General features: G+C 64.9%; 20 protein-coding genes. 8 read left to right on the top strand and 12 right to left on the bottom strand.

The genetic code is table 11. The features are described 5' to 3' along the window. Nucleotides 1–2: 2 nt before the first annotated feature. Both AC1ROB_RS22260 and AC1ROB_RS22255 read left to right on the top strand, forming a co-directional pair. Nucleotides 3–2003, top strand: a complete 2001-nt coding sequence (locus AC1ROB_RS22260; protein WP_492972872.1) for an acetyl-CoA carboxylase biotin carboxylase subunit — start codon at nucleotides 3–5, stop codon at nucleotides 2001–2003. Between the two features lies 1 nt (nucleotide 2004). Further along, a complete protein-coding gene (locus AC1ROB_RS22255; protein ID WP_492972873.1) occupies nucleotides 2005–2388 on the top strand; it encodes a DUF817 family protein in 384 nt (127 codons plus the stop codon). A gap of 1 nt (nucleotide 2389) precedes the next feature. On the opposite strand, the gene AC1ROB_RS22250 is transcribed toward AC1ROB_RS22255, so the two are convergent. After that, the gene (locus AC1ROB_RS22250) at nucleotides 2390–4603 is read right to left on the bottom strand and encodes a DUF6600 domain-containing protein (protein ID WP_492972874.1); all 2214 of its coding nucleotides are present in this window, start codon (nucleotides 4601–4603) and stop codon (nucleotides 2390–2392) included. A 298-nt stretch (nucleotides 4604–4901) separates the two neighbouring features. Between AC1ROB_RS22250 and AC1ROB_RS22245 the strand changes: the two genes are divergently transcribed. Continuing rightward, nucleotides 4902–6371: a caspase family protein gene (locus AC1ROB_RS22245; RefSeq protein ID WP_492972875.1), complete on the top strand. Its 1470-nt coding sequence runs from the start codon at nucleotides 4902–4904 to the stop codon at nucleotides 6369–6371. Between the two features lie 13 nt (nucleotides 6372–6384). On the opposite strand, the gene AC1ROB_RS22240 is transcribed toward AC1ROB_RS22245, so the two are convergent. From AC1ROB_RS22240 to recG, 8 genes are all read right to left on the bottom strand, one after another. Then, nucleotides 6385–6714 (bottom strand): DUF3325 family protein, encoded by a 330-nt coding sequence (locus AC1ROB_RS22240; protein ID WP_492972876.1) that lies wholly within the window; start codon nucleotides 6712–6714, stop codon nucleotides 6385–6387. Further along, complete coding sequence (locus tag AC1ROB_RS22235) at nucleotides 6711–8159, bottom strand: PepSY-associated TM helix domain-containing protein (protein WP_492972877.1); 1449 nt, start codon at nucleotides 8157–8159, stop codon at nucleotides 6711–6713. The genes AC1ROB_RS22240 and AC1ROB_RS22235 overlap by 4 nt, the downstream gene beginning before the upstream one ends. 46 nt (nucleotides 8160–8205) lie before the next feature. Further along, entirely contained in the window at nucleotides 8206–8463 is a 258-nt protein-coding gene (locus AC1ROB_RS22230) for a DUF3649 domain-containing protein (RefSeq protein WP_492972878.1), read from the bottom strand. Next, a complete protein-coding gene (locus AC1ROB_RS22225) occupies nucleotides 8460–9092 on the bottom strand; it encodes a DUF4198 domain-containing protein (RefSeq protein WP_492972879.1) in 633 nt (210 codons plus the stop codon). Before AC1ROB_RS22225 ends, AC1ROB_RS22230 begins: the two co-directional genes overlap by 4 nt. A gap of 5 nt (nucleotides 9093–9097) precedes the next feature. Continuing rightward, entirely contained in the window at nucleotides 9098–11494 is a 2397-nt protein-coding gene (locus AC1ROB_RS22220) for a TonB-dependent siderophore receptor (RefSeq protein WP_492972880.1), read from the bottom strand. A 120-nt stretch (nucleotides 11495–11614) separates the two neighbouring features. Next, complete coding sequence (locus AC1ROB_RS22215; RefSeq protein WP_492972881.1) at nucleotides 11615–12595, bottom strand: FecR family protein; 981 nt, start codon at nucleotides 12593–12595, stop codon at nucleotides 11615–11617. Nucleotides 12596–12647: 52 nt separating this feature from the next. Next, nucleotides 12648–13193, bottom strand: coding sequence for an RNA polymerase sigma factor (locus AC1ROB_RS22210; protein ID WP_492972882.1), 546 nt, complete (start codon nucleotides 13191–13193; stop codon nucleotides 12648–12650). Between the two features lie 308 nt (nucleotides 13194–13501). Next, on the bottom strand, nucleotides 13502–15613 hold the full coding sequence (gene recG, locus AC1ROB_RS22205) for an ATP-dependent DNA helicase RecG (protein WP_492972883.1): 2112 nt from the start codon (nucleotides 15611–15613) through the stop codon (nucleotides 13502–13504). Between the two features lie 95 nt (nucleotides 15614–15708). Between recG and AC1ROB_RS22200 the strand changes: the two genes are divergently transcribed. Then, nucleotides 15709–15975: an FAD assembly factor SdhE gene (locus tag AC1ROB_RS22200; RefSeq protein ID WP_492972884.1), complete on the top strand. Its 267-nt coding sequence runs from the start codon at nucleotides 15709–15711 to the stop codon at nucleotides 15973–15975. 22 nt (nucleotides 15976–15997) lie between these two features. After that, a complete protein-coding gene (gene mfd / locus AC1ROB_RS22195; protein WP_492972885.1) occupies nucleotides 15998–19534 on the top strand; it encodes a transcription-repair coupling factor in 3537 nt (1178 codons plus the stop codon). On the opposite strand, the gene AC1ROB_RS22190 is transcribed toward mfd, so the two are convergent. Together AC1ROB_RS22190 and AC1ROB_RS22185 are read right to left on the bottom strand one after the other, a co-directional pair. Next, nucleotides 19531–20055, bottom strand: coding sequence for a PAS domain-containing protein (locus tag AC1ROB_RS22190; protein WP_492972886.1), 525 nt, complete (start codon nucleotides 20053–20055; stop codon nucleotides 19531–19533). The two genes, mfd and AC1ROB_RS22190, sit on opposite strands and share 4 nt — an antisense overlap. 2 nt (nucleotides 20056–20057) lie before the next feature. After that, the gene (locus AC1ROB_RS22185; RefSeq protein ID WP_492972887.1) at nucleotides 20058–20714 is read right to left on the bottom strand and encodes a DsbA family oxidoreductase; all 657 of its coding nucleotides are present in this window, start codon (nucleotides 20712–20714) and stop codon (nucleotides 20058–20060) included. 94 nt (nucleotides 20715–20808) lie between these two features. Here AC1ROB_RS22185 and AC1ROB_RS22180 point away from each other — a divergent pair, with 94 nt between their 5' ends. The 3 genes from AC1ROB_RS22180 to kefC are packed head-to-tail and all read left to right on the top strand — an operon-like array spanning nucleotide 20809 to nucleotide 24011. Next, nucleotides 20809–21570 carry an SDR family oxidoreductase gene (locus AC1ROB_RS22180; RefSeq protein WP_492972888.1) on the top strand — a complete coding sequence of 254 codons (762 nt, stop codon included), beginning with the start codon at nucleotides 20809–20811 and terminating at the stop codon, nucleotides 21568–21570. A 21-nt stretch (nucleotides 21571–21591) separates the two neighbouring features. Beyond that, nucleotides 21592–22197 (top strand): glutathione-regulated potassium-efflux system oxidoreductase KefF, encoded by a 606-nt coding sequence (kefF, locus tag AC1ROB_RS22175; protein ID WP_492972889.1) that lies wholly within the window; start codon nucleotides 21592–21594, stop codon nucleotides 22195–22197. 8 nt (nucleotides 22198–22205) lie between these two features. After that, the gene (gene kefC / locus AC1ROB_RS22170) at nucleotides 22206–24011 is read left to right on the top strand and encodes a glutathione-regulated potassium-efflux system protein KefC (protein WP_492972890.1); all 1806 of its coding nucleotides are present in this window, start codon (nucleotides 22206–22208) and stop codon (nucleotides 24009–24011) included. Here the strand turns inward: kefC and AC1ROB_RS22165 are convergent, their stop codons facing one another. Next, nucleotides 24012–24686 carry a hypothetical protein gene (locus AC1ROB_RS22165; RefSeq protein WP_492972891.1) on the bottom strand — a complete coding sequence of 225 codons (675 nt, stop codon included), beginning with the start codon at nucleotides 24684–24686 and terminating at the stop codon, nucleotides 24012–24014. Nucleotides 24687–24731: the final 45 nt, after the last annotated feature.

Here is a 24731-nt window from a genome sequence, read left to right as displayed (position 1 = left end):
TCATGGCCGAGACACTGTTCAAGAAAATCCTGATCGCCAATCGTGGCGAAATCGCCTGCCGCGTCATCAAGACCTGCCGCAGGCTGGGCATCAAGACCGTGGCGGTCTATTCCGACGCCGATGACGGCGCGCTGCACATGCGCATGGCCGACGAAGCGGTGCATATCGGCCCGGCGGCGGCGGCCGAAAGCTACCTGGTGATCGAGAAGATCGTTGCGGCCTGCAAGCAGACCGGCGCGCAGGCGGTGCATCCGGGTTACGGCTTCCTGTCGGAGAACCGCAAATTCGCGGCCGCGCTGAAAGACGCCGGCATCGCCTTCATCGGCCCGAATCCCGAGGCGATCTTCGCCATGGGCGACAAGATCGAGTCCAAGAAACTGGCGCAGAAGGCCGGCGTGTCGACGGTTCCGGGCTATCTGGGCGCCATTGCATCGACAGACGAAGCCGTGAAGATCGCCACCGAGATCGGTTTCCCGGTGATGATCAAGGCCTCGGCCGGCGGCGGCGGCAAGGGCATGCGCATTGCGCGCTCGGCCGAGGAAGTGGCGCAGGGCTTCTCGTCTGCCACCAACGAGGCGAAGAACTCGTTCGGCGACGATCGCGTCTTCATCGAGAAATACATCGAGCAGCCGCGCCATATTGAGATCCAGGTGCTGGGCGACAAGCACGGCAATGTGATCTACCTGCATGAGCGCGAATGCTCGATCCAGCGCCGTCACCAGAAAGTGGTGGAAGAGGCGCCGAGCCCGTTCCTGGATGAGAAGACCCGCAAGGCGATGGGCGAACAGGCCGTCGCGCTGTCGAAAACCGTGAATTACGACAGCGCCGGCACGGTGGAATTTATCGTCGGCCCGGATCGCAGCTTCTACTTCCTGGAAATGAACACCCGCCTGCAGGTGGAGCATCCGGTCACCGAACTGATCACCGGCATCGACCTGGTCGAGCAGATGATCCGCGTCGCCGCCGGCGAGAAACTCTCGATCAAGCAGGCTGACGTGAAGCTGAATGGCTGGGCGCTGGAAGTCCGCATCTATGCCGAGGATCCCTTGCGTGGCTTCCTGCCCAGCACCGGGCGCCTCTCGCGTTGGCGCACCGCGCCGGAGTCTGCGGTGATCCGCAACGATACCGGCGTGGTCGAAGGCAGCGAGATCAGCATGTTCTACGATCCGATGATCTCGAAGCTGTGCTCTTACGGCAAAGACCGCGCCGAGGCGATCTCGACCCTGTCGGCGGCGCTCGACGAAACCTGGATCAGCGGTATTGGCCATAACGTCAATTTCCTCTCGGCCGTGCTGGATCATCCGCGCTTCCGCTCGGGCAATATCTCGACCAATTTCATTGCCGAGGAATGGCCCAACGGTTTCGGCGGCACGGTGCTGCCCGAAGACCGCCAGAACGCGGCACTCGCGGTGGCGACCCTGCTGCATATCCGCAACGAACTGCGCGCCCGCCATCTGGGCGGCAAGCTGGGCCTGCCGGAATGGGTGCCCGATGCCGCATGGATCGCGGTGCTGAACAAGACCGAATATCCGCTGACCGTGACTGATGCCGAAGGCGGCTGCGATGTGAAGATCGGCAAAGGCAAAGTGCTGAAGGTGCGCAGCAGTTGGAAGCCGGGCGAGCCGTTCTTCCGCGGCACCGTGAACGGCGAGACGGTTGTTGCCCGCGTTTCGGCGCGGCCGGACGGCGTGCGCGTCGTCCATGGCGGCGCCGAGCTGGATGTGGCGGTTCGTACGCCGCGTGCGGCCGAGCTGGCGCGCCTGATGCCGGAAAAGCTGCCGCCCGACATGTCGAAATACCTGCTCTGCCCGATGCCGGGCCTAGTGGTGTCGATTGCCGTGGCCGAGGGCGAGCCGGTCAAGGCCGGCCAGGCACTGGCGGTGGTGGAAGCCATGAAAATGGAAAACGTGCTGCGCGCCGAGCGCGATGGCACGGTGAAGAAGGTCAATGCCAAGAAGGGCGACAGCCTGGCCGTCGATCAGGTGATCCTGGAATTCGCCTGAGATGGCTCTGAACGAAGCCCGCGTCGACGGTTCGTTGGCGACGCGGTTGCTGGCTCTTCAGGACAGTCTGGGCGACCGTGCGATCCGGTATGGGCGCTGGACGGCCTATGCCTACGAGTTTCTGGTTTTCGGCATCAAGCAGGGCTGGGCCTGCCTGTTCGGCGGACTGATGCTGGCGCTGCTGATCGCCACACATTTGTGGTATCCGCGCGACGCCATGCTGGCGCGCTACGATTTCCTGGTGATCGCCAGCCTGATCGTGCAGGCCGGCCTGCTGGCCTTCCGGCTTGAAACCTGGGACGAAGCGAAGGTGATTGCCGGCCAGGCCATCGTCAAGGAAAAGCCCGGCGATTACGCGCCGGGCCTGGATCTGTCGGCGCAGTGACCTAGTCGGCAGTGTCCCGGCGCCGCTGGCGCGGCGTGTCAGCCTGTGTCTCCGGCTGCTGGTGCCGCGCTTCCTGCTGACGCTGCTGCTGCACATCCTGCTGACGCTGTTGTACCTCACGCTGCTGCTGGCGTTGCATTTCCTGCTGCTGACGTGCCTGCTGCCGCAGCGTCTCCTGTTGTCGCTGGCTCTGTTGCTGCATCTGCTGACGCTCCTGGTGTTGGCGCTGCATGTCTTGGTATTGCCTCTGGGCCTGTTCCTGCTGGCGCTGGGCATTCTGACGCTGGTTGTCCGGCTGCTGCTGGGGCAGGGGTTCGCTGCGCACCGGCTGGCGCGGCTGGGCCTGCGGCCGTTCGTCAGCGCCGCGTGCGGTATTGCGCTGTTCAGCCGGCCGCTGGGCGCGCTGCCCCTGCTCGAACTGGCGGGCATTGCCGGGCTGCGCGGCCTGTTCACGCGACATCGGCCGTGGTGCAGGGTCATTGGTGTGCGCGGGCGCGGCGGTTTGGCGACGCGTATCCTGGCGTGACGGTTGGGGCGCTGCCGTTGCCATCGGCTGACTGCGGCTGTCACGGCGCAGGTCCGTCGGGCGCGGATCGGACTGGCGGATCTGCGGGCCCGGGGCATCCGGGCGGCGTGACATATTGCCGTCATCCCGCATGCCCATGCGCTGCGCCGCTTGCGGTGACATCCCGGCCGTGGCCGCGGTCGGCTGAATCTGGGCGCGGCGATCGATGTGGGCATTGTCGACCTGGCGGCGATCCACCGTCTGCACGGCACGCTGCACCGGCTGCGACCGCCGCATGGCATCTGCCGATACCACCGTGGCGCTGTTGCGGTTCACATACCGGTTCACGGTGACGTTGTTCATGTTCGTCACATTGGTCACCCGCGTGATATTGGTGACATGGGTGACGTTGACATTGCGGATGTAGCTGCGGCTGACCCGGTAGGGGGGATAGTAAGGCTCATGCCAGCCCAGCGGGACCCAGCCGACATTACCAGCCGTGATGCTGATCGATAGGCCGCTGCCGGTGCCGAAGAACGCCACCAGCGCCGGCGCATAGACCGGCCGCGGATGGTGATGGTGGTGTCGATGGTGCTTGCCCGGGCTCCAGGCCCAGCGGTCGTGCACCATGACCCAGCGGCCATAGTGGAAGGGTGCGAAGCCCCAAGGTTCGTCGGCCACCCAGGTCCAGCCCCAGGGCTGGATATAGGCCCAGTGGCCATGGCGATAGGGCACCCAGCCGGCCTGCACCGGCGGATACCACACGCTGCCATAATCCGGTGCGGTCGACCATGAGCCATAGGCGGCCATATCCTGCGCGCCGGTCATGCCCTGCACCTGCGCCGGCATGGCGGCCGGTATTGCGGCTGGTGCGCCGGCCTGCCGCGCCGTGGGGGCAACAGCGGGAGCGGGTGTTGCCGCCATCGCCGGTGCGGGGGCCGGCGTCTTTTCCTCGGCCAGCAGGGATTGCGCGAAGCTGTTCGGTCGCATCGGCGCCAGCGCCGCCTTCACCGGTTCGTCGCCATCCAGCGGCCCGCTGAGTGTCGCGGTCTGACCGGCCGGCACCGTCTGGTTCAGGCCGCGACCATTGAGCTGTGCCTTGCCGCCGTCCAGAGCAGTTACGCTGGTCGGCGTGTCGTCATCGCCGGCCGTCATGACATAGCGGCCCGGTTCGGTGAGCTGCACGGTGCCGCGCGGTGTCTGGATCGTGTAACTGTCGCCCGGCGCCACGTCGCTGAGATTGAGATAGGCCGATCCCTGCGGCAGCCCGGCTTCGAAGCCGGTGTCGTTCAGGCTGCTGACATTAAGCTCGGTGCCACTGTCCATCACCAGGCGGTTGGCACTGCCGATCTGCAGTTCCGCGCGCGCGCCCGGTTCGGTCCACAGCGCGTTGCCGGCGGTGAGCGGGTAGTTCAGCGCCGCCGGTCCCCACTGGTCCTCATCGGCGGTATGGAACGACACCGTACCGGTCATCTTCGCGATGCGGCCGACCCGGGCCGGGGGATCGTTGGCAGCCGTCTGCGCCGTGATCGGCGGCCCGGGCCAGGCTTTGGCGTCCCCGGTCTGTGCCTGCGCTTGCGGCGCAGTCTGGGCAAAGGCGCTGGCGATCGGCGTCAGTGCCGTACTCGCGATTAGACTTGTGGCGGCACAGGCGACAAGAGCGTGCCGCGCGACCGTGATCGCGACAGTGAACCCTCGATGCGTGGACATGCTAACTCCTGGGAAGCGGCCGGCGACTCCTCGACGACCTGCACCCCTAGCTCACGAACCGCTCATGGCGGCTTTGTGTCCGGATCAGCACCTTTACACGGCAGGCTGTGATCGTTGCGTGGCTGAAAATTCCCGAAATGGTGAGGTCGCACATGGCAGAATTCGTCCGCAGCCGATGTTTTTTGTTCGTTCTTTACGCTTTTCGCCGGTTGCGGTAAGATTTTACAGCCCTGTGTACTGGGTTGGCTGGGCTGGATAGCCCAATCAGGGTGACCGGGTGGCAGCGGTTGGGGACAGCATGGTTCGGGGGACGGTTTTACGCATTCTGGGGCTTGCGATCTGCGCCATTGCGATGGCGGGGCTGATATCGCCTGCTTCTGCCGCGACCGAGCGTCGCGTCGCACTCATCATCGGCAATGGCAGCTACGCGGAAGCGCCGCTACGCAATCCGGTCAACGATGCCCGCGCGATGGCCGCGGCCCTGCGCGATCTGAATTTCGAAGTCACCCTGCTGGAGAATGCCGACCGGGTGACGATGCAGCGCGCCAGCCTGGATTTCGGCCGCAAGCTGAAGGACGACGTGGTCGGGCTGTTTTACTTCGCCGGGCACGGCATGCAGGTGCGCGGCGTGAATTACCTGATCCCGATTGCGGCCCAGGTCGGCAGCGAGGAAGAGGTCGAAGTCGAGGCAATGGATGTGAACTACATCCTGGCCCGCATGGCCGCTGCCAAGAACCAGTTCAACATCGTCATTCTCGATGCCTGCCGCAACAATCCTTTCGAGCGCGCCTTCCGTTCGCCGACCAGCGGTCTGGCCGCGATCAGCGCGCCGCGTGGCACCCTGATCGCCTATGCCACGGCGCCCGGTTCGGTGGCGGCCGACGGACAGGGCGCCAACGGGCTGTACACCGGCGAACTGGTTTCGGCCCTGCGCACGGCGAACCTGCCACTGGAACAGACCTTCAAGCTGGCGCGTGCCGAAGTGGTGAACAAGTCGAACGGCCGGCAGACGCCCTGGGAGTCCTCCTCGGTGATCGGCAATTTCGTGTTCCGCCAGCAGGCGGTGGCGCCGGCGGCGCCAGACAGCGATACCGCGCTGTGGACCGCCGTGAAGGACAGCAGCGATCCGGCCGACTACCGCGGCTATCTGGACGCCCAGCCCCAGGGGGTCTATGCAACCCTGGCCCGGCGCCGCATCGAAGTGCTGGACGCGGCGCGCGACGAACAGATTTCCAAGCCGGCGCGCGACGCGGCCGACAAGGCGGCGAAGGAAGCCCTGGCGCGGACCCAGAAGATCGAGGCCGAAGCCGCCCGCGCCGCAAGCCAGAAGCAGGTCGCGTCACTGTCGCCGGCACCGTTGGCAGTCTACGACGCCGCCAATGCGCAGGAGTATGTCAAGGCCAACTGGAAGGCCATGGAAAAGACCGTTTGGGCGCATTTCAACGATACCGAGAACAACTGGTTCTATTACGGCCAGATCAGGCCGATCGATGGCGCCCGTCTCTCGCTGGGCAAGGTGTCCTTCTATGACGTCGTGCCATCCAAGACGGGATCGACGGATGTGCTGGTGCTGATGCAGGGCAGCTGGCCTTTGCCGCGCGCGATCCAGACGAGCGGGGTGCAGCCTTTCTCCGTCTTCATCAAATATGGCTTCGATGGCGCGGATGGCACTTTGACGATCCGGGAATTTTCGCGCGTCTGGAAGGATGAAATCGCTGCCCGCTATCGCCAGGCGCCGACCGGCAATGCCGGCATGAACCCCTACTGACGGCCCACCGGCGTCACAGCCCCGCGAGACCGGCCAGTCCGCCGGCGGCCAGACCGAGCAGCGCCAGCCGCGGCAGCAGGCGCGGCGCATAGGTCAGCAGCAGCACCAAAACCGAGATCGCGGCTGCGCAGAGGCTGAACCAGGCGACGGCGCCGATGCTCCAGCCCTTGGCCGCGGCCGTCGAGCCATAGGCCGCCAGCAGCAGCAGCACCGCGGCGCTGCGCAGGATCAGCACCGTCGGCGGCTGCAGCCGCGCCATCAGCACCTGTCCCTGATGCCGTTCCATCGCCATGCATAACGCTGCGGCTGCGGCGAAGATCAGTCCGGCGGCCAGCAGCATCATGCGATGGCTCTTTTGCGACGATGCAGACGATGCCAGACGAGCAGGAAGCCCAGACCGATTGCGAACAGCGCGGTGTCGAAGGCCGCATCGCGCAGGCCGGCGGTGAGCCAGCCGGTCACCGGCACAGCAGTGCTGGTGAGCGCGGCGGTCAGCAGCAGGGCGCGCCAGCTGATCCGCGCCGGACACAGGGCGGCAAACAGTGCGGCCGCCAGCCAGACCATGAAGAAGGCGAGCGCCTCGCGATCGGCACGCCCGGCCATGCCGACCGGCAGCAGGCGGTTGGCGAGCAGGAAGCCGGCCATCGCAATCGGCAGGCCGAGGATGACGGCCACATTGAGCCGTTCGACCAGAGCGATGCCAAAGCGCGCGGCGCGGGTTTCGGCGCGCTCGCGCCGCTTCACCACCCACAGCACCAGTCCGGAGCCGACCATGGCAGTGCCCATCAGCCCGCAGAAGAACAGCAGGCCGCGCAGGTCGAGGCCGCCGAAACGGCCCAGATGCAGGCCATACAGCGTCTGGCGGATCTGCGACACCGGCCGGTCATTCTCGAGTTCGGCGACAAAAGCGCCGGTGGCGCCATTGAACTGCAGGGCGCGGCGATGGTGCTGCAGGTCGGTGCCGTAGCGACCCAACTCGACCACGGCATTGGCGTCGCCGGGCAGGAAGACGCCGATCTGCTCGATCGGCATGTCGGGCCAGCGCGCGGCGGCTTCGGCCACCATCGGTGCGGTGGGCGCCAGCGGCACAGCCTGGCGGGCCGGCTTCGGCGGCACCGGCACCGCGAAAATCTCGGCGGTGGCGGTGGGGCGTCCCTCGGGATACAGCGGCGTCATGCCCCAGGGCAGGTAGGTGAACATCAGCGTGATCAGCCCGGTATAGGTGATGATCAGGTGATAGGGCAGGGCCAGCACCGCCAGCGCGTTATGGCCGTCCAGCCAGGAACGCTGCGCGGCCTTGCGCGGGCGGAAGGTGAAGAAGTCCTTGAAGATGCGGCGATGGGTGATGATGCCGCTGATGATGGTGACGAACATCGTCATGGCCGCGGCACCGGCGAGCCAGCGCCCGAACGGTCGCGGCATATGCAGCTCGAAATGGAAGCGGTAGAAAAACTGCCCGCCATAGGTCTCGCGCGCCGTGATCGGGTCGCCGGTGGCGGGATCGAGCAGACGGTTCTGGAATCGCGATCCATCCTGCCAGGAGATGCGCAGTTCGTGGTCGCGTTCGTCCGGCAGCGATATGAACCAGCGCGGCGAACCGGGGGCGAGCTGTGTCAATGTGCGCAGGGCATTGTCGGCGGCGACCGTATTCGACACCGTCGGTGCCGACAGTTCGGGCCGCATCCAGTTGGAAATCTCCGGCCGGAAATAGCTGGCCGTGCCGGTCAGGAACATGGCGAACAGCAGCCAGCCAAGAATCAGGCCGGCCCAGGTATGCAACCACGCCATCGATTGCCGGAAACCGTCTTTCACGTTCCTGAACCCCTGTACGCCGTTACATCCATGTCAGCACCGCCAGCGGTGCCGTCGCCAGTGCCAGCCACGCCCACATACGCAGCAGGCCGTTGGCGGCAAAGGCCCAGATCGCCACGCAGGCATGCAGCAGGAAGGCGATCATCACGGCCGTCATCACGGCTTCCGACCGTTCCATCGGCAGGATGCGCGCCAGCCCGATCGAGGCCAGCACAGAAACGCCATAGCCGCCCGGGAGGGCGGCTATCACGCGCTGCATGATATGCAGGGCCGGCGTCAAGGCGCCGTCATGAACGACAGCGTCGTCACATGCCGCAGCTTGGTATAGGCCTTGCCATTCCAGCTACCGGCGGTGTTGTCCTCGACGATGGCTTCCAGCACATACTGGCCCGGCCACGGCGTCTGGATGCTGACGATACCCTCGGCATCGGTGGTCAGGTGCTTGGTCCAGCGCGGCGGGCCGATCACCACAACCTTGCCCTTGGCCACCGGCTGACCATTCAGCAGCAGCCGGAAGCTGTTGCCATTGGCGGTCACCGGCACCAGCTCCAGAGCCAGCGCGCCACGGATGTCGCTGCGGCCGGCGCGGGCATGGAACATCGAGGCCGAGCCGCGGTCGGAGACATAGCCGGCGGTCAGGCGGGCATCGCCGCCGGGCGCCACAGGGAAAGTGAAGAAGCCGTCATTCAGCGTGGCCGCACGCGGCGGCGCATTGACGGTGACCGACTGCGGTTCAGCCGCATATTTGGCGAGGAAGTCGCGGCCTTCGCGCAGGTCGTCTTCCCATTCGCCGAAATAGGCTTTGGCTTCCGAACCGCCGGTCCATTCGGCCCAGACCTGGTGGGCATGGGCGGGGAGGCTGAGCAGGGCCGCGAAGATGAGGGCTGGCAGTGTTGCGGTTTTCATCATGATCCTTACCATTTCGCTTTGACGGCCAGCATGGCGCTCAGCGGTTCGCCATACATGTTCTGTCGCGTCGTGCCGCTGACCTTCTCGTAATAGACTTCGTCGAACAGGTTGCTGACGGTCAGTGCCACACCCAGATTGGGGGTGAACTGGTATCCGACGCTGGCATTCACGATCGCATACCCTTCCTGGGTCAGGCGAACCGCGCCGCTCTGGGAATAGTAATCGCTCACCGCACGCAGGCCCGCGCCGACATACCAGCCCTTCAGCAGTTCATCCTGGAAGCTGTGCTTGGCCCAGAGGTTCACAGTGTGCTTCGGGGTCAATGTCGCAAAGGGCGTGCCCTGCAACGCTGTCGTGCCGGTGACGTGTTCGGTTATCACGTAGGAATAGCCGGCCAGCAGGTCCCAGCCGGGTGCCGGCGAGCCGCTGATTTCGGTTTCCATGCCCCGGCTTTCCACTTCACCGGCCGCAATGAAGAACGTCGTGTTGGCCGGGTCGGTCATCGCCCGGTTGCTGTCGTTGATCTGGAAGAAGGCGAGATGCGCATTGGTCTTGCCATCGAACAGATCGGTCTTCATGCCGACTTCGTACTGCTCGCCGGTCCGGGGCGGCAGGAACTCGCCGGCCACCGTAGTGTTCGACTGCGGTTTGAAGATTCCGGCATAGGAGCCATACAGCGCCAGATGCTTGTTCAGGTCGAAGATCACGCCGGCATAAGGCGTGATCTCGTCTTTCACGGCATAACCGGCCGTCTGGGCATTGGTTAGCAGGTTGTGGCTCTGCGCATTGAAGCGGCTGACCCGCGCGCCGCCGATCAGGGTCGTCCAGGCGACCGGCTTGATGCGGAGCTGGCTGTAGATGCCATACTGCTCCTGCTCTGCGGTGGTCTGCGAGGTATAGGGTACGCCGATGACCGGAACGTCGTTGACCGGGTTAAAGATGTTGGACGCGATATTTGTCCCTGTCCCGGACAGGCTGGTATCCTTGTTCTGGCGATAGTCGGTGCCCACCGTCAGGTTGTGGGTCAGGCCCCAGGCCTCGAACGGCGTGGTGTAGTTGGCATCGGTCGAAAGGTCTTCACGGCTCAGATCGAATTTCGACGGCTGGATGCTGAAGGCGCCGGTCGTCGCGTTGATGGCGGTATTCGCCCGGTAGCCGTAATACAGCATGCTGCGATCGAAATGATGCATGCTCAGCTTGGCCGTCGCGCCGTTACTGAAGCGATGTTCCAGATCGGCAAACATGTCCCGGGAGTCGGTGTCGAGCTGGTTCCAGCGCGCACCGGTGAAGGTGGAGCGCCTGATATTGGCCAGCCTGCCGTCGGCATAGGCCGGCAGACCCTGGTCGAGAACCGATTCAACTTCCTGGTTGGTGCCGCCGAAGGAGAACGTGGTGTCTGGCGTAAGGTCCACCTCAATGGTGCCGTAGGCGAACTTCTTGCGCGACGACAGGATGTCGACAAAGGAGTCGCGTTCGTCGTTTGCGGCGACAAGACGGGCGCGCACCCGGCCGGATTCGACCAGCTTGCTGGTGACATCGGCCTCGGCGCGATAGGTCTCCCAGGATCCGACCATGAAGCCGCCGCTCATTGTCAGGTCGGGCAGGGCGCGTTTGCGCACCATGTTGATGACGCCGGACGGTTCGCCCGAACCCTGGAACAGACCGGCCGGACCACGCAGCACCTCGATACGATCGTACATCACATTGTCGAGCGCGGTGGCCAGATTGCCGTTGGTGGTCATGTTCACGCCATCCAGCAGCACGGCATCGATATCGAAGCCGCGGGCCTGGATGGTGTTGAACTGGCCGGCGCCATCGAAGCGGGTGACGGTCATGCCCGTCGTCTGCTTCATCGCGTCTTGCAGCGTGACGAGATTCTGGTCCTCCATGCGCTGCCGCGTCACCACGGACACCGACTGCGGCACATCGCGGATGGCGGTGGCGCCCTTGCCGCCGACGGTCGCGACATCGGCGGTATAGGACGTGCTGCCTTCGGTGCGGGCGGGATCGGTGGTGCGCGTCCCCTGAATGGCGATGGAGGGCAGCACCGTGGCGCCGCCGGATCGTGGCGCCTCGATCAGGGTCACGGTCGTGGGATCGGAAAAGCGATGCGTCAGTCCGCTGCCGGCCAGCAGCTGTTGCAGGGCCTGGTCGGGCGTGAAGCTGCCGCGCAGACCGCCGGACTGGCGGCTGCCGATAATGGCCGGGTCATAGGCCAGTTGCAGGCGGGCCTGGCGTCCGAGACTGGCCAGGGCAGTGCCAAGCGGGCCGGCCGGAATATCGAAGGCGATGGCCTGGGTGGCGGACTGGGCCCGGGCCGGCGCCGCGGCAAAGCTGGCCGGCAGGGCAGCGCTCAGCATCAGGGCCAGCAGCCACACGGGAACACCTTGATATTTCGTCATAAAATCGCCCCCCCAAGGCGTCCGAACAGTACAAAATGGGCGACGCAGGACTAATTCTGCGACGCATTCGCACTTTCAGGACGGGCGAGGGGCGGGATTTTTAACAGCCGCGCCGAAAAATCAGGCGAGGTCGATCAACGTCAGCCAGGGCGAGACAGTCCGCAGCCGGCCGCCGAAGGGTTTGAGCATCGCGCGCAGGGCGGCTTCGGGCTGGGTGAGATCGAACACGCCGCTCACCTGACGCTGGCCCAGGGAGTCGTCCAGCATCAGAACGCGGCCGCGATGCCAGCGGGCGATCTCGGCTGTCACGGCGCGCACCGGTCTGTTCTCGACCGTCAGGATGCCATCGCGCCATTGTCCGGCACGCTGCGGGTCGGTATGGCCGTTGTCGATGCGGTCGGTCCGCAGCGCCAGCCACTCGCCGGCGGCCAGGCGTTTGCGCTCCGCACCGAAGTCGATCTCAAGCGTGCCCTGCTGCACAGCGATCGCGCTCGCGTCGTCGTCATGACGCAGCTCAAAGTCGGCTCTTGTGGTGCTCGCGCTCAGGCGACCCGCCTGGATCATGATACTGCCATCACCCGGCGGGCTCAGCTCGAGGAAAGCCAGGCCATGCAGCAGTTCGATGCCATGCCGGTTCCGGTCGCCCTTGTCCAGCATGCGCATGGCGCTGCGCGGGCCCAGGGTGATGCGGTTGCCATCGGGCAGATCGATGCGTCGCATTTCTGCTGCGCCGGTGATGCTGTCGCCGCGCAGCCAGTGCGTGGCCTGCGGCAGAACAGCGACGCTAGCAGCACTGGCGGCCAGGGCGAGGCCGCCGCCGGCGATCAATTGGCGGCGCGACGGCCGCGTCTGCAGGGCAGGCCTGGGCCGGTGATGGTAGCGGGGCGGCAGGTCGCCAGCCAATGTCCAGACGCGTTCGGCTTCGGCAAAGGCTTTGGCATGGCGCGGATCGGCGTTGCACCAGGCTTCGGCCTGGGCGCGGACCATGACCGTGCCCAGCGGCACGGATGGCGAGGCCTTCAGCGCCAGCACATACTCCATTGCGGTCTGCCACAGGGCATCGTCGCTGGATGGATCGGGCGGCTGATACGAGGCGGTCATGGCGTTCGGGCGTGGCCTGGTGGTCTTGATACCTATAAGACGAATGACGCCGTCATTTTTTTACCGGTCGGTCCGATTTATTGGCATCGACCGCGAGGGCCTGTTCGCCGAGGCCATCGCGCAGTCGCGCATAAGCCTCATGGATCATACGCCAGACCAGGGTCGTGGACACGCCCAGTTCGCGCGCGATTTCGGTCTGGCTGCATCCGCCCAGGCGGTGCATTTCAAATGCAATGCGGGTGCGTTCGGGCAGGGTGTCCAGCACAGCCAGCGCTTGCGCCAGCACCTGTCGGTCGCCGACAGCGGTTTCGGCATTCGGGGTCGGATCGGCCAAGATTACCAGCGTGGGATCGGGATCGTCCAGAACCCGCGCCACCCGTTCGTGACGGCCGTAATCGCGGGCGAGATTGGCGGCGGTGGTGAACAGCACGGCACGCGGATCGCGCATCTCGCTGGCAGCCGGATGGCGCAGCAGCCGAACAAAAGCTTCCTGCGCCACATCCTCGGCGGCCTGTGCCGTCGACAGGCGGCGGCGCAGGAAGCGCAGCAGGTCGCGGCCGTGGCGGCGGAACAGCAGATCGAAATCGAGGGAGAGCAAACGAGGTGTCCGAGGTTAGGTGGCACACCTTAGCTGGACTGCGAATAACTCTCAATTACCACTGTATGCCGAGCTTGATTTCAGAGAAATGTTTCCTAATTGTTCTCACAAGACTCAAGGCAGGGTTCGAAACCGGAGGGCGGCACGTGCAGGGTGGGACAGAGAAGGCTCGAAAAGGTCCGAAATGGCCAGAGATGGTCAAACTTGGCGTGCCGCTGGCTCGAAATGGCAAAGTTTGGTCCGGTTTGGCTCGACATGGCAGGTTTGCCGGCTCCGGCCGCGCATGTGATCTCAGTAAAATCAGAGGCTTAACCCGACTGGAGGTACTGAATCGCCGCATCCCGCTCAAACAGATACAGCAGGGTGAGCAGCGCCTTGCCGCGTTCGCTCGCCAGTTTCGGGTCGCGCTCCAGGATCAGCCTGGCGTCGTCGCGGGCGGCGGCTAGCAGATCGCCATGGGCGGCCAGATCGGCAACGCGGAATTCCGGCAGGCCGCTCTGCCGGGTGCCCAGCACTTCGCCGGCGCCGCGCAGCCGCAGGTCTTCCTCGGCGATGCGGAAGCCGTCGTCGGTCTCGCGGATGATCTTCAGCCGCGCTTTCGCCGTCTCGCCCAGCGGTCCCGAATAGACCAGCAGGCAGGCGCCGGGCTTGCCGCCGCGTCCGACCCGGCCGCGCAGCTGATGCAGCTGCGCCAGGCCGAAGCGTTCGGCATGCTCGATGATGATGAGCGTGGCCTCGGGCACGTCGACACCGACCTCGATCACCGTGGTGGCGACCAGCAGCTTCGATCGACCGGCGGCAAAGGCCTCCATCGCGGCGTCTTTTTCCGCAGGGTTCATTTTTCCATGAACGAGGCCGATGCTGCCCTCGCCGAGTTCGGGCTCCAGCGCCAGCTTCAACGCCGAATGACGCTCGGCGGCGGCGGCGAGGTCGAGCTGCTCGTTCTCTTCGACCAGCGGACAGACCCAGTAGACCCGCTCGCCGGCAGCGATCTTGCGCTTTGCGGCAGCGACAACGTCCTGGTAGCGGTCGGCGGCGACGGTGCGTGTGTCTACCGGCGTGCGGCCCGGCGGCTTTTCGGTCAGCAGCGAGATGTCCATGTCGCCATAGGCGGTCAGCGACAGCGTGCGCGGGATTGGTGTCGCCGTCATCACCAGCACATCGACGCCGCCTTTATCTCTCTGCCCTTTGGCGGCCAGCCCCAGCCGCTGGCTTACGCCGAAGCGATGCTGCTCGTCGATCACGGCGAGAGCAAGGTCGTGGAACACCACGTCATCCTGGAACAGCGCATGGGTGCCGATCAGGATATTGATCTCGCCGTTGGCCAGTTTCTCCAGCAAAGCCGCGCGCGGCTTGCCCTTGTCGCGGCCGGTGAGCAGGGCCAGCGTCAAGCCGAGCTGCTCGGCATAGGGGCGCAGGGTTTCGGCATGCTGGCGGGCGAGGATTTCCGTCGGCGCCATCAGCGTCGCCTGCGCGCCGGCTTCCACCGCCAGCAGCATGGCGTTCAGCGCCACCATGGTCTTGCCGCTGCCGACATCGCCCTGGAGCAGGCGCAGCATGCGTTTTTCCGATGCCATGTCGCCGGCGATCTCGGCAATGGCCAGGGTCTGCGCGTTGGTCAGCGGCCAGGGCAGCAGCTTCGCCAGCCGGTCGCGCAAGCGTCCATCGCCCGTCAGCGGCCGGCCCGACAGACGCTTCAGTCGCCGCCGGATCAGCAGCAGGGCCAGCTGGTTCGACAGCAGCTCGTCGAAGGCCAGTCGCTGCCGCACTTTGGTGAACGGTTCCAGGTCATCGGCATTCTCCGGCCGATGCGCCGTCAGCAGCGCCTCGCGCCAGCCGGGCCAGCCTTCGCGCTTCTGATAGGCGGGATCGAGCCATTCCGGCAGGTCTATCACGCGGGCCAGTGCGCCATCGACGATCTTGCCCAGCACGCGCGGCATTACGCCGGCGGTGAGCGGGTAGATCGGTTCGACGGCGGCAAGCTGCTCGATTTCCTCTTCGGTGCCGATGCGGTCGGGATGCGTCATCTGCGCCTGGCCGTCGAACAGTTCGACCATGCCGCTGACCACGCGGCTCTCGCCTTCGGGCAGGTTGCGCCGGAGGAAGTCTTCGCGGCCGTTGAAGAAGACCAGCGTCAGCCGGCCGCTGCCGTCATGGCCGGTGATCTTGTAGGGCATGCGGGTGTTGCGCGGCGGCAGATGCTTGTCGATGGTCAGCCGGATCGTGGCGATGCGGCCCGGCTCGGCCTCGGCGATGGCCGGGCGGTAGCGGCGGTCGACGATGCCTGAGGGCAGATGCCACCACAGGTCCACGACCCGGCCGCCGCCAACCAGCTTTTCCACCAGCGGGGCGAGCTTGGGTCCGCAGCCTTTCAGGCTGGTGATCGGCGCGAAGGCGGGAAACAGCGATTCCGGGCGCATGACTGAGGGAAAATTCTTGGGAAACCTTGAGAATCCATCGGTTCGCGTACTATATCCTGCCCACGTTCCGGAAACACCCCCAGGGGCAATTTCAGATGGCCGAGGATATCGAGACCCGCCGCAAGCGCCTGCTGCATCGCAGCCTCTATACCGGCATGAAGGAGGTCGACATCCTGCTGGGCAGTTTCGCCCGCCGTCACCTGCAGACCTTCACCGATGTGGAGCTCGACCAGTACGAGGCACTGCTGGAGAATTACGACGACCCCCAGATCTATGCCTGGGCCATCGGCCGCGATCCGGTGCCGCCGCACCTGGATACCGGCGTGATGAAATTGCTGAAAGCCTACAAGCTCCCCCTGTAACGCCGATTGCCGTGATGACGCCATGAGTTTCGTGCTGCCGGATATCCTGACCCGGTCGGGCCGCTGGGCATTGGCCGGCGCGCCGGAGGGCCAGGACGCGCGCCTGCTGATCGCGCTCGCTGCCCGCCGGAAGGGGCAGGGGGTGCTGCATGTCTGCCGCGACGACGCCCGCATGGCGACGCTGGAAGCGGCACTGAAATTCTTTGCTCCCGATCTGCCGGTGCTGACCCTGCCGGCCTGGGACTGCCAGCCTTATGATCGCGTGTCGCCCAATGCCGAGATCGCGGCACGGCGCATGGACACGCTGAACCGTCTGGCCGGTGAGCGGCCGGATGTGCCGTGGCTGCTGCTGACCACGGTGAACGCGGCGCTGCAACGCCTGCCGCAGCCGGGTTATCTGGCCACCACCGGCTTCCGCGCCGCCAAGGGCGGCCGGGTCAAACCGGAGACGCTGATCGAGTATCTGAGCCGCAACGGCTACAGCCGCGTCTCCACCGTGAACGAACCCGGCGAATATGCCGTGCGCGGCGGCCTGGTCGACCTGTTCCCGCCGGGCACCGAGGCGCCGTACCGCCTGGATTTCTTCGGCGATGAGGTCGAGAACATCCGCCGTTTCGACCCGGCCACCCAGCGCACCATCGATACGGTGACCGAGCTGTCGCTGACAGCCATGAGCGAAGTGCCGCTCGATCCGGATGCCATTGCACGCTTCCGTGGCGGCTATCGCGAGCTGTTCGGCACCGTCACCAAGGAAGATCCGCTCTACGAAGCCGTTTCCTCCGGCCGCCGCCAGATCGGCATGGAGCACTGGCTGCCGCTGTTCTTCGAACAGTTGGCCACCGTGTTCGATTATGTGCCGCAGGCGGCGGTGATCCTCGATCATCTGGCCGGCGATGCGGTGGACGAGCGCTTCAAGGCGATTGCCGATCACTATGACGCCCGCCGCGCTGCCATGAAGCGCGGACTGGAAGAGGGCGGAGCGCCCTACAAGCCGCTGCCGCCCGACCGGCTGTATCTGACCGCCGGCGAATGGGCGGCGCGACAGGAACGCCGCGCCGTCGGCATGCTGTATCCCTTCGAGGCGGTTGGCGGCCCGGATGTGACCGTGGTCGATCTTGGCGCCCGGCCCGGCCGCGATTTCGCGCCGGAACGCACACAGGCGGCGCAGGCCGCCGAGAAGAAGGCGGCCGTGGTCAGCGTCTACGATGCGCTGGGTGGGCATCTGGCTAAGCAGGTGATGGCCGGCAAGCGCGTGCTGTTCGCAACCTTCTCTGTCGGCGCGCGCGACCGTCTGGCCCTGGTGCTGAAGGATCACGGCCTGCCGATGCCGCAGATCATCGAAGCGGCCAATGACATCGACGCCCTGGCGAAGAGCGTACCGGCGATTGCCGTGCTGCCGCTGGAGCATGGCTTCGAGGCGAAGGACCTCTGCGTCGTCGCCGAGCAGGACATTCTCGGTGATCGTCTCGTGCGCCCGCGCCAGAAGAAGCGCCGGGCGGAGAATTTCATCGCCGAGGCCAGCGCGCTGCAGCCCGGCGACTTCGTCGTGCATATCGACCACGGCATTGGCCAGTACAAGGACTTGGTGACGCTGGATGTGGCCGGTGCGCCGCATGATTGCCTGCTGCTGCATTACGATGGCGGCGACCGGCTGTACCTGCCGGTCGAAAATATCGAGATGCTGTCGCGTTACGGCTCGCCCGATGCGGAAGTAACGCTCGACAAGCTCGGCGGTGTCGGCTGGCAGAACCGCAAGGCGCGCATGAAGCAGCGCCTGAAGGACATGGCCGGCGAGTTGATGAAGGTGGCGGCCGAGCGTGAGTTGCGACAGGGCGAACGCGTCACGCCGCCGGATGGCCTGTACGAGGAATTCTGCGCCCGCTTCCCCTATGAGGAAACCGAGGATCAGGACCGCGCCATCAACGAGGTGCTGGACGACCTGGCCAGCGGCAAGCCGATGGATCGCCTGATCTGCGGCGATGTCGGCTTCGGCAAGACCGAGGTGGCGATCCGCGCGGCCTTTGCGGCCGCCATGTCGGGCCAGCAGGTGGCGCTGATCTGCCCGACCACACTGCTCTGCCGCCAGCATTATCGCACCTTCTTCCAGCGTTTCCGCGGCCTGCCGTTACGGATCGAACAGCTTTCGCGCATGGTGACGGCGAAGTCCGCTGCGGATACCAAGAAGGGCCTGACCGAAGGCACGGTCGATATCGTGATCGGCACGCATGCCCTGCTGTCGAAGAGCATCGATTTCAAGCGGCTGGGCCTGCTGATCATCGACGAAGAGCAGCATTTCGGCGTCAAGCACAAGGAACGGCTGAAGCAGCTCAAGGCCGAGGTGCATGTGCTGACCATGTCGGCCACGCCGATCCCGCGCACGCTGCAACTGGCGCTGTCGGGCGTGCGCGAGCTCAGCCTGATCGCCACGCCGCCGGTCGACCGCCTGGCCGTGCGCACCTTTGTCACGCCCTTCGATCCGGTGGTGATCCGCGAGGCCCTGCTGCGCGAGCATTTCCGCGGCGGCCAGAGCTTCTTCGTCTGTCCGCGCATCGAGTTCCTCGATACCGCCATGGCCTTCATCCGCGACCATGTGCCGGAACTGAAGGCCGTGGTGGCGCATGGCCAGCTGGCGCCGACCGAGCTGGATGACGTGATGAACGCCTTCTACGACCGGCGCTACGACGTGCTGGTGGCGACCAATATCGTCGAAAGCGGCCTGGATATCCCTTCGGCCAATACGCTGGTGGTGTATCGCGCCGACCTGTTCGGCCTGGCGCAGATGTACCAGCTGCGCGGCCGCGTCGGCCGTTCGAAACTGCGCGCGTATTCCTATTTTACCTATCAGGGCGGACGCCTGCTCAACACCGGGGCGGAACAGCGGCTGCGCGTGCTGCAGAGCCTGGATACGCTGGGCGCCGGCTTCACGCTGGCCTCCCACGATCTCGACCTGCGCGGTGCCGGCAATCTTCTGGGCGAGGAACAATCGGGCCATATCCGCGAGGTTGGCTTCGAGCTGTATCAGGAGATGCTGCAGGAGGCGATTGTCGCTGCCCGGGCGACGGCGCGCGGCGAGAAGGCGGGTTCGGGCGAGAAGTGGTCGCCGCAGATTCAGATTGGCACAGCGGTTCTCATTCCCGAAAGCTATGTCGCCGATCTGAACTTGCGCATGCAGCTCTATCGCCGCGTCGCCGATCTGGATGGCCGCGCCGATATCGATGCCTTTGCCGCCGAGATGATCGACCGCTTCGGGCCCTTGCCCGAGGAGGTGAACCATCTTCTGGACATCGTGGCGATCAAGAAATTCTGCCTGGAAGCGAATATTCTGAAAATCGAGGCCGGCCCGAAAGGCGCGACGCTCACCTTCCGCGACAACCTGTTTGCCGATCCGGCCGGCCTGGTGATGTTCATCCAGTCGGAACGCGGCGCCAAGCTGCGGCCGGACCATAAAGTGGTGCTGATGCGTGACTGGCCCGAGCCGCATGATCGCCTGAAGGGCGTGCTGCATGCCGCCCTGCGGCTGGCCGAGATCGCGGGCAAGGCGAAAAAGAAAGTGGCCTAGCTGGGGCGGCCCGGCAGTTCGGACTTATAGGGCGGGAAGCTCTGGCCTGCGCCGATATAGGCGACTTCGCCATCGGGGCCGAAGAGCGGCACGGCCACTACTTCCAGCAGCCAGTCCTGCCCCAGTGCCCGGGACTTCACATGGCCGTAGACTGGCATGGCGGCGTGATGGACCATGGTCGCGCCCTTGAGCAGGAAGGGACGCCAGTTGGAATCGGGATGTTCGTCGAGCCATTTGCCGGTCAGTTCATGACCGAGCCGTTCGACGATGTCGGTGCCGACCAAACGATACCGGAAGCGCAGCGGATCGGCATGCACTTCCAGCAGGGACAGAGACCCGAGCAAAAAACGCAGGCGCAGGGGATCGAGGAATTCCTTGCCCGGCGTTTCGCCTGCGGCACGCGCGTCGAACCATAGCTGCAGAAACTGCCGCACATTGGAGTCCTGCACGCTTTCGGCGTCCGCAGCAAAACCAAGGTGTGGCATGCCCTGCGGCGTTATGGCGGAGCTCTCGACGTTCATGGTCAGCCTTGAGCGGCCTGTGCCTGTTCACGGGGTTCGGCGGCAACCTTGTCGATCACCTGCAGCAGGGCATCCGCGGGCTGCGCGCCCGAAACGCCATATTTGCGCTCGAAGATGAAGAAGGGCACGCCGGTGATGCCCATCTCGCGCGCCATCATGTCTTCGGACTGGATGACGTCGGCGTCGCGACATTCATCCAGCAACTGTTTCACCAGCGCGCCATCCATGCCCTCGGCAGCCGCGGCATCGGCCAGCACCTGATGATCGCCGATATCCCGGCCTTCAAGGAAATACAGGCGGAACAGCCGCTCCTTCAATTCGTTCTGCGCACCGGCGGTGAGGGCCCAGCGCAGGACGCTGTGAGCAGCTAGGGTATTGGGGGTACGCTTGATGCCGTCGAAGTCGAAGGCGATGCCTTCCTTGGCGCCTTCAGCGGAAACCCGGGCATAAATGTCTTTCGCGCGGGCCGGGCCACCGAACTTGGCTTCCAGGTAGCTTTTGCGGTCGGCCCCCTCGCGCGGCATGTCGGGATTGAGCTGGAACGGCCGCCAGCCGATCTCGAATTCCATATCCGGGCGCTGGGCCAGCGCCTGTTCGAGGCGGCGCTTGCCAATGAAGCACCAGGGACAAATGACGTCAGAAACGATTTCGATGCGCATGCCGCAACGGTAGCGCAGGGTTGCCGGCCAGACCAGCCCCTTGACCGCAGGGGACGAGAAACCGACGATCCGGCTGGCAAAACAGGAGGATTCGATGGGCCAGGGTATCAGTCTGAAGGGCAAGGTGGCGGTGGTGACCGGCGCCAGCAGCGGGTTGGGCGAACGGTTCGCCGGACTGCTGAGCGGGGCCGGGGCCAGCGTGGCGCTGGCGGCGCGCCGCACCGACCGGCTGAGTGCGCTGGCCGAGCGGATCACCGGAGCCGGCGGCACGGCGATCACGGTGAAACTGGACGTCAACGATTACGATAACATTCAGTCGGCCTTTGCCGAGATTGCTGAAAAACTGGGCGGGGTGGATATCCTGGTCAACAATTCCGGGGTCAGCAAGCAGGGCCGCATTGTCGACGTGACGCCGGAAGACTTCGATTTCACCATGAACACCAATGCCAAGGGCGCCTTTTTTGTCGCCCAGGCGGCGGCCAGGGACATGATTGCCAGGAAGGTTGCAGGGCGCATCATCAATATCGCCTCGGTTGCCGGACTGCGGGTGCTGAGCCAGCTGTCGGTCTACTGCATGTCGAAAGCGGCTGTCGTGCATATGACCAAGGCGATGGCGCTGGAATGGGCGCGCTACGGGATCAACACCAATGCGATCTGCCCGGGCTATATCGAAACCGAGATCAACCGCGACTACTGGGCGACACCGGGTGGCCAGAAGCTGATCGAGATTCTGCCGCGCCGGCGAGTGGGCGAGGCCAAGGACCTGGACGGCCTGCTGATGCTGCTGGCCTCCGATGAAGCCCGATTCATCAATGGCGCGATCATTGCCGCCGATGATGGTCTGGCTATAACCTGAGGCCGGAAAGACGAGGGCCGTGTGAGCATAGTGCCGGAAACGGAAAAGCCGAAAATCCTGGTGCTGTTTGCGCATCCCTATCCGCATCTGTCGCGGGTCAACCGCGCCATGGCGGATATGGCCCGCGAGCTGCCGCATGTGACCCTGCACGATCTTTACGAAGTCTATCCGGATTTCCATATCGATGTGCGACGCGAGCAGGCGCTGCTGACTGCCCATGATGTTGTGGTGATGCAGCATCCGTTCTACTGGTATTCCTGCCCGTCGCTCCTGAAGGAATGGATGGATGCGGTGCTTGAATATGGCTGGGCCTACGGCACCAGTGGCGAGGCGCTGCGCGGCAAGGAACTGGCCCAGGCGGTTTCCACCGGCGGGCCGGACGACGCCTACAAGACGGATGGCTATAACGGCATCACCATGGCCGAGCTGCTGCGTCCCTTCGAACGCTCGGCAGCGCTTTGCGGCATGACCTATCGCGAACCCTTCCTGCTGCAGGGCGCACGCCTGAAAAAACAGCTTGAGGTCGAGGCCCATGCCGAGGCCTATCGTGCCTGGCTCGACGCTTATCCGCATCCCAAGGCCAGCGCCATCTGCGCCAAGCCGGCGGTGCCGGCGATCGACCGGTAGGCCGCAGCATGGACGGGTTGCTGTTCAATGCCGTGATCTACCTGGCCGCATCGGTGATCGCCGTGCCGATCGCCAAGCGGCTTGGGCTGGGCTCGGTGCTTGGCTATCTGATCGCCGGCGTGATCGTCGGTCCCTGGGTGCTGAAACTCATCACCGATGTTGAGGCGATCCTGCATTTCTCCGAATTCGGCGTGGTGCTGCTGCTCTTCGTCATCGGCCTGGAACTGAATCCGCGGCGTCTGTGGCAGATGCGCTGGCCGATCCTCGGGCTTGGCGGCGGCCAGGTGATTGGCTGCACGCTGTTGCTGACGGCCCTCGGTCTGCTGCTGGGCTGGTCCTGGCAGATGGCGCTGGCAGCCGCCCTCGGCCTGTCGCTGTCGTCTACCGCTATCGCGCTGCAACCCCTGACCGAGCGCAACCTGCTGGGCACGCCGGGCGGCCGTTCGGCTTTTTCGATCTTGCTGTTCCAGGATATCGCCGTCATCCCCATGCTGGCGCTGCTGCCGCTGCTGGCCACGGCACCGGCGGTCACGGGGCAGAGCGAAGGCTGGATCGGCGCCCTGAAGGCGGTGGCTGCGATTGCCATCATTGTCTTTGGGGGCCGCTATCTGACAAGGCCGCTGTTCCGCATCATTGCCGGAACCGGCCTGCGCGAAATTTTCACGGCAACAGCGCTGCTGATCGTCATGGGCATCGGGCTGATGATGCAACTGGCCGGCCTGTCCATGGCGCTCGGCGCCTTCCTGGCCGGCGTCCTTCTCGCGGAATCGGAATACCGCCACGAGCTGGAGACCGACATCGAGCCCTTCAAGGGATTGCTGCTCGGCCTGTTTTTCACGGCAGTGGGCATGTCGGTCGATTTCGGTCTGTTGGTGAGTCGACCCGGCACGGTGCTGGCGCTGATCGCGGCCCTGCTGGCGATGAAAGGCGCGGTGCTGTTCATCATTGCCCGTGTGGCGAAACTGCCCTGGAGCCAGACGGCGTTGTTCGTTTTCCTGCTGGCGCAGGGCGGTGAATTTGCCTTTGTGCTGTTCGGGGCGGCGTCCGGATTTGGGATCATCGACAGCGAGACGGTCGCCCTGCTGACCGTTGTGGTGGCCCTGTCCATGGCCACGGCACCGTTGCTGGTGGTGATCAACGACAAGCTGATCGAACCACGCTTCGTGCATATCAATGACCGGCCTCACGACGTGCCGGAAGATGAAGGCAACCCGGTCATCGTGGCTGGTTTCGGCCGCTTCGGCCAGATTGTGGTCCGCCTGCTGTATGCCAACCGCATCGGCGTGACCGTGCTGGATCACGATCCGGAAATCATCGATACCCTGCGACAGTTCGATTTCAAGGTTTTCTACGGCGACGCCACACGGCTGGACCTTCTGGAAGCGGCCGGTGCAGCGAAAGCGAAAGTGCTGGTGGTGGCGGTCGACAGTCAGGAGGCGTCACTGCAACTGGTTGATCTGGCCAAGCAGCATTTCCCAAACCTGAAGATCGTGGCGCGGGCCCGGGATCTGCCGCATGCGATGGAGCTGATGAAGCGCGACATTCCGGTGGTGGAACGCGAGACTTTCCGTTCGGCCCTGCATATCGGCGAGCAGACCTTGCGCGCGCTGGGCCAGACAGCCTATGCCGCACGACAGAAGACGCTCACGTTCAAGGAGCATAACGAGCAGCTTCTGCTGCAGCTCTTCGCCCATTGGGACGACGATCTGAACAAGCGGATCACGCTGCAGCGGCAGGCCCGTGCCCGCCTGCAGCAGAATCTGGAAGCCGACGAGAAGGCGCAGGAAAGCGCGCGCGGTCTCGGCTGGGATTGATTACGCGATATCCATGCGACGCAGCATCTGCTGGCTTTCGGTGACCACCGTGCCGGGACCGAAGGTCATGCGGCCACTGAACATGGACGAGAGCTTGTCCATCAGGGTGCTGTAGCGGTTCCAGCTGGCCTGCCGTTCGTTATCCGATTTGGCGGCATTGTATTCCTTGATATAGGCCGCGCCGACCTGCTGCATGGCCAGTTTGTCATTCTGGGTGGCGATGCTGCGATAGGCCTGGGCCAGGGCCGGCGTTTCTTCGAACAGCTTGGTGATCTCGGCGGCCTGCGGATGGTTGCCATCGACGATAACGCGGCCCCCGGCGCCCATGGTCAGTTCCAGCGGGATGTTCGGATCGATGCCGGCATTGGCAAGCTGCCGATGCAGCTGGTCGGCAAATTCTGCCGTCTGCTTCTGGGCCTCGGCGGCAAGTTTATCCAGGCGCACGCTCTGGTTCTTGGCGTCATAGGCCGTCCCGAACAGGGTCTTGGCCAGATGATCGGGCGTCGGCGCACGGCTGTTTACGACGGCAACAGACTGGTTCGCCGCCTGCTTTTCTTGCAGGTAATCCGCGAATTTCGTAGCGGCCAGGGTCGCCGGCGTATTGGTGGCGACGGTCTGGTGGGCGGACATGGCATCGCCGAACGGAGTCTTGGCGGCGGCAGCAACGGTACTCATGGCTATCCCCATCGGTTTGGTTCCGATCAGGGAAACTGCAAGCCC

Source organism: Ferrovibrio sp. GW821-FHT12F09, from assembly GCF_058806775.1.
The sequence above is the reverse complement of the archived record's forward strand: the minus strand, read 5'-3'. Positions and strand labels throughout refer to the sequence as shown.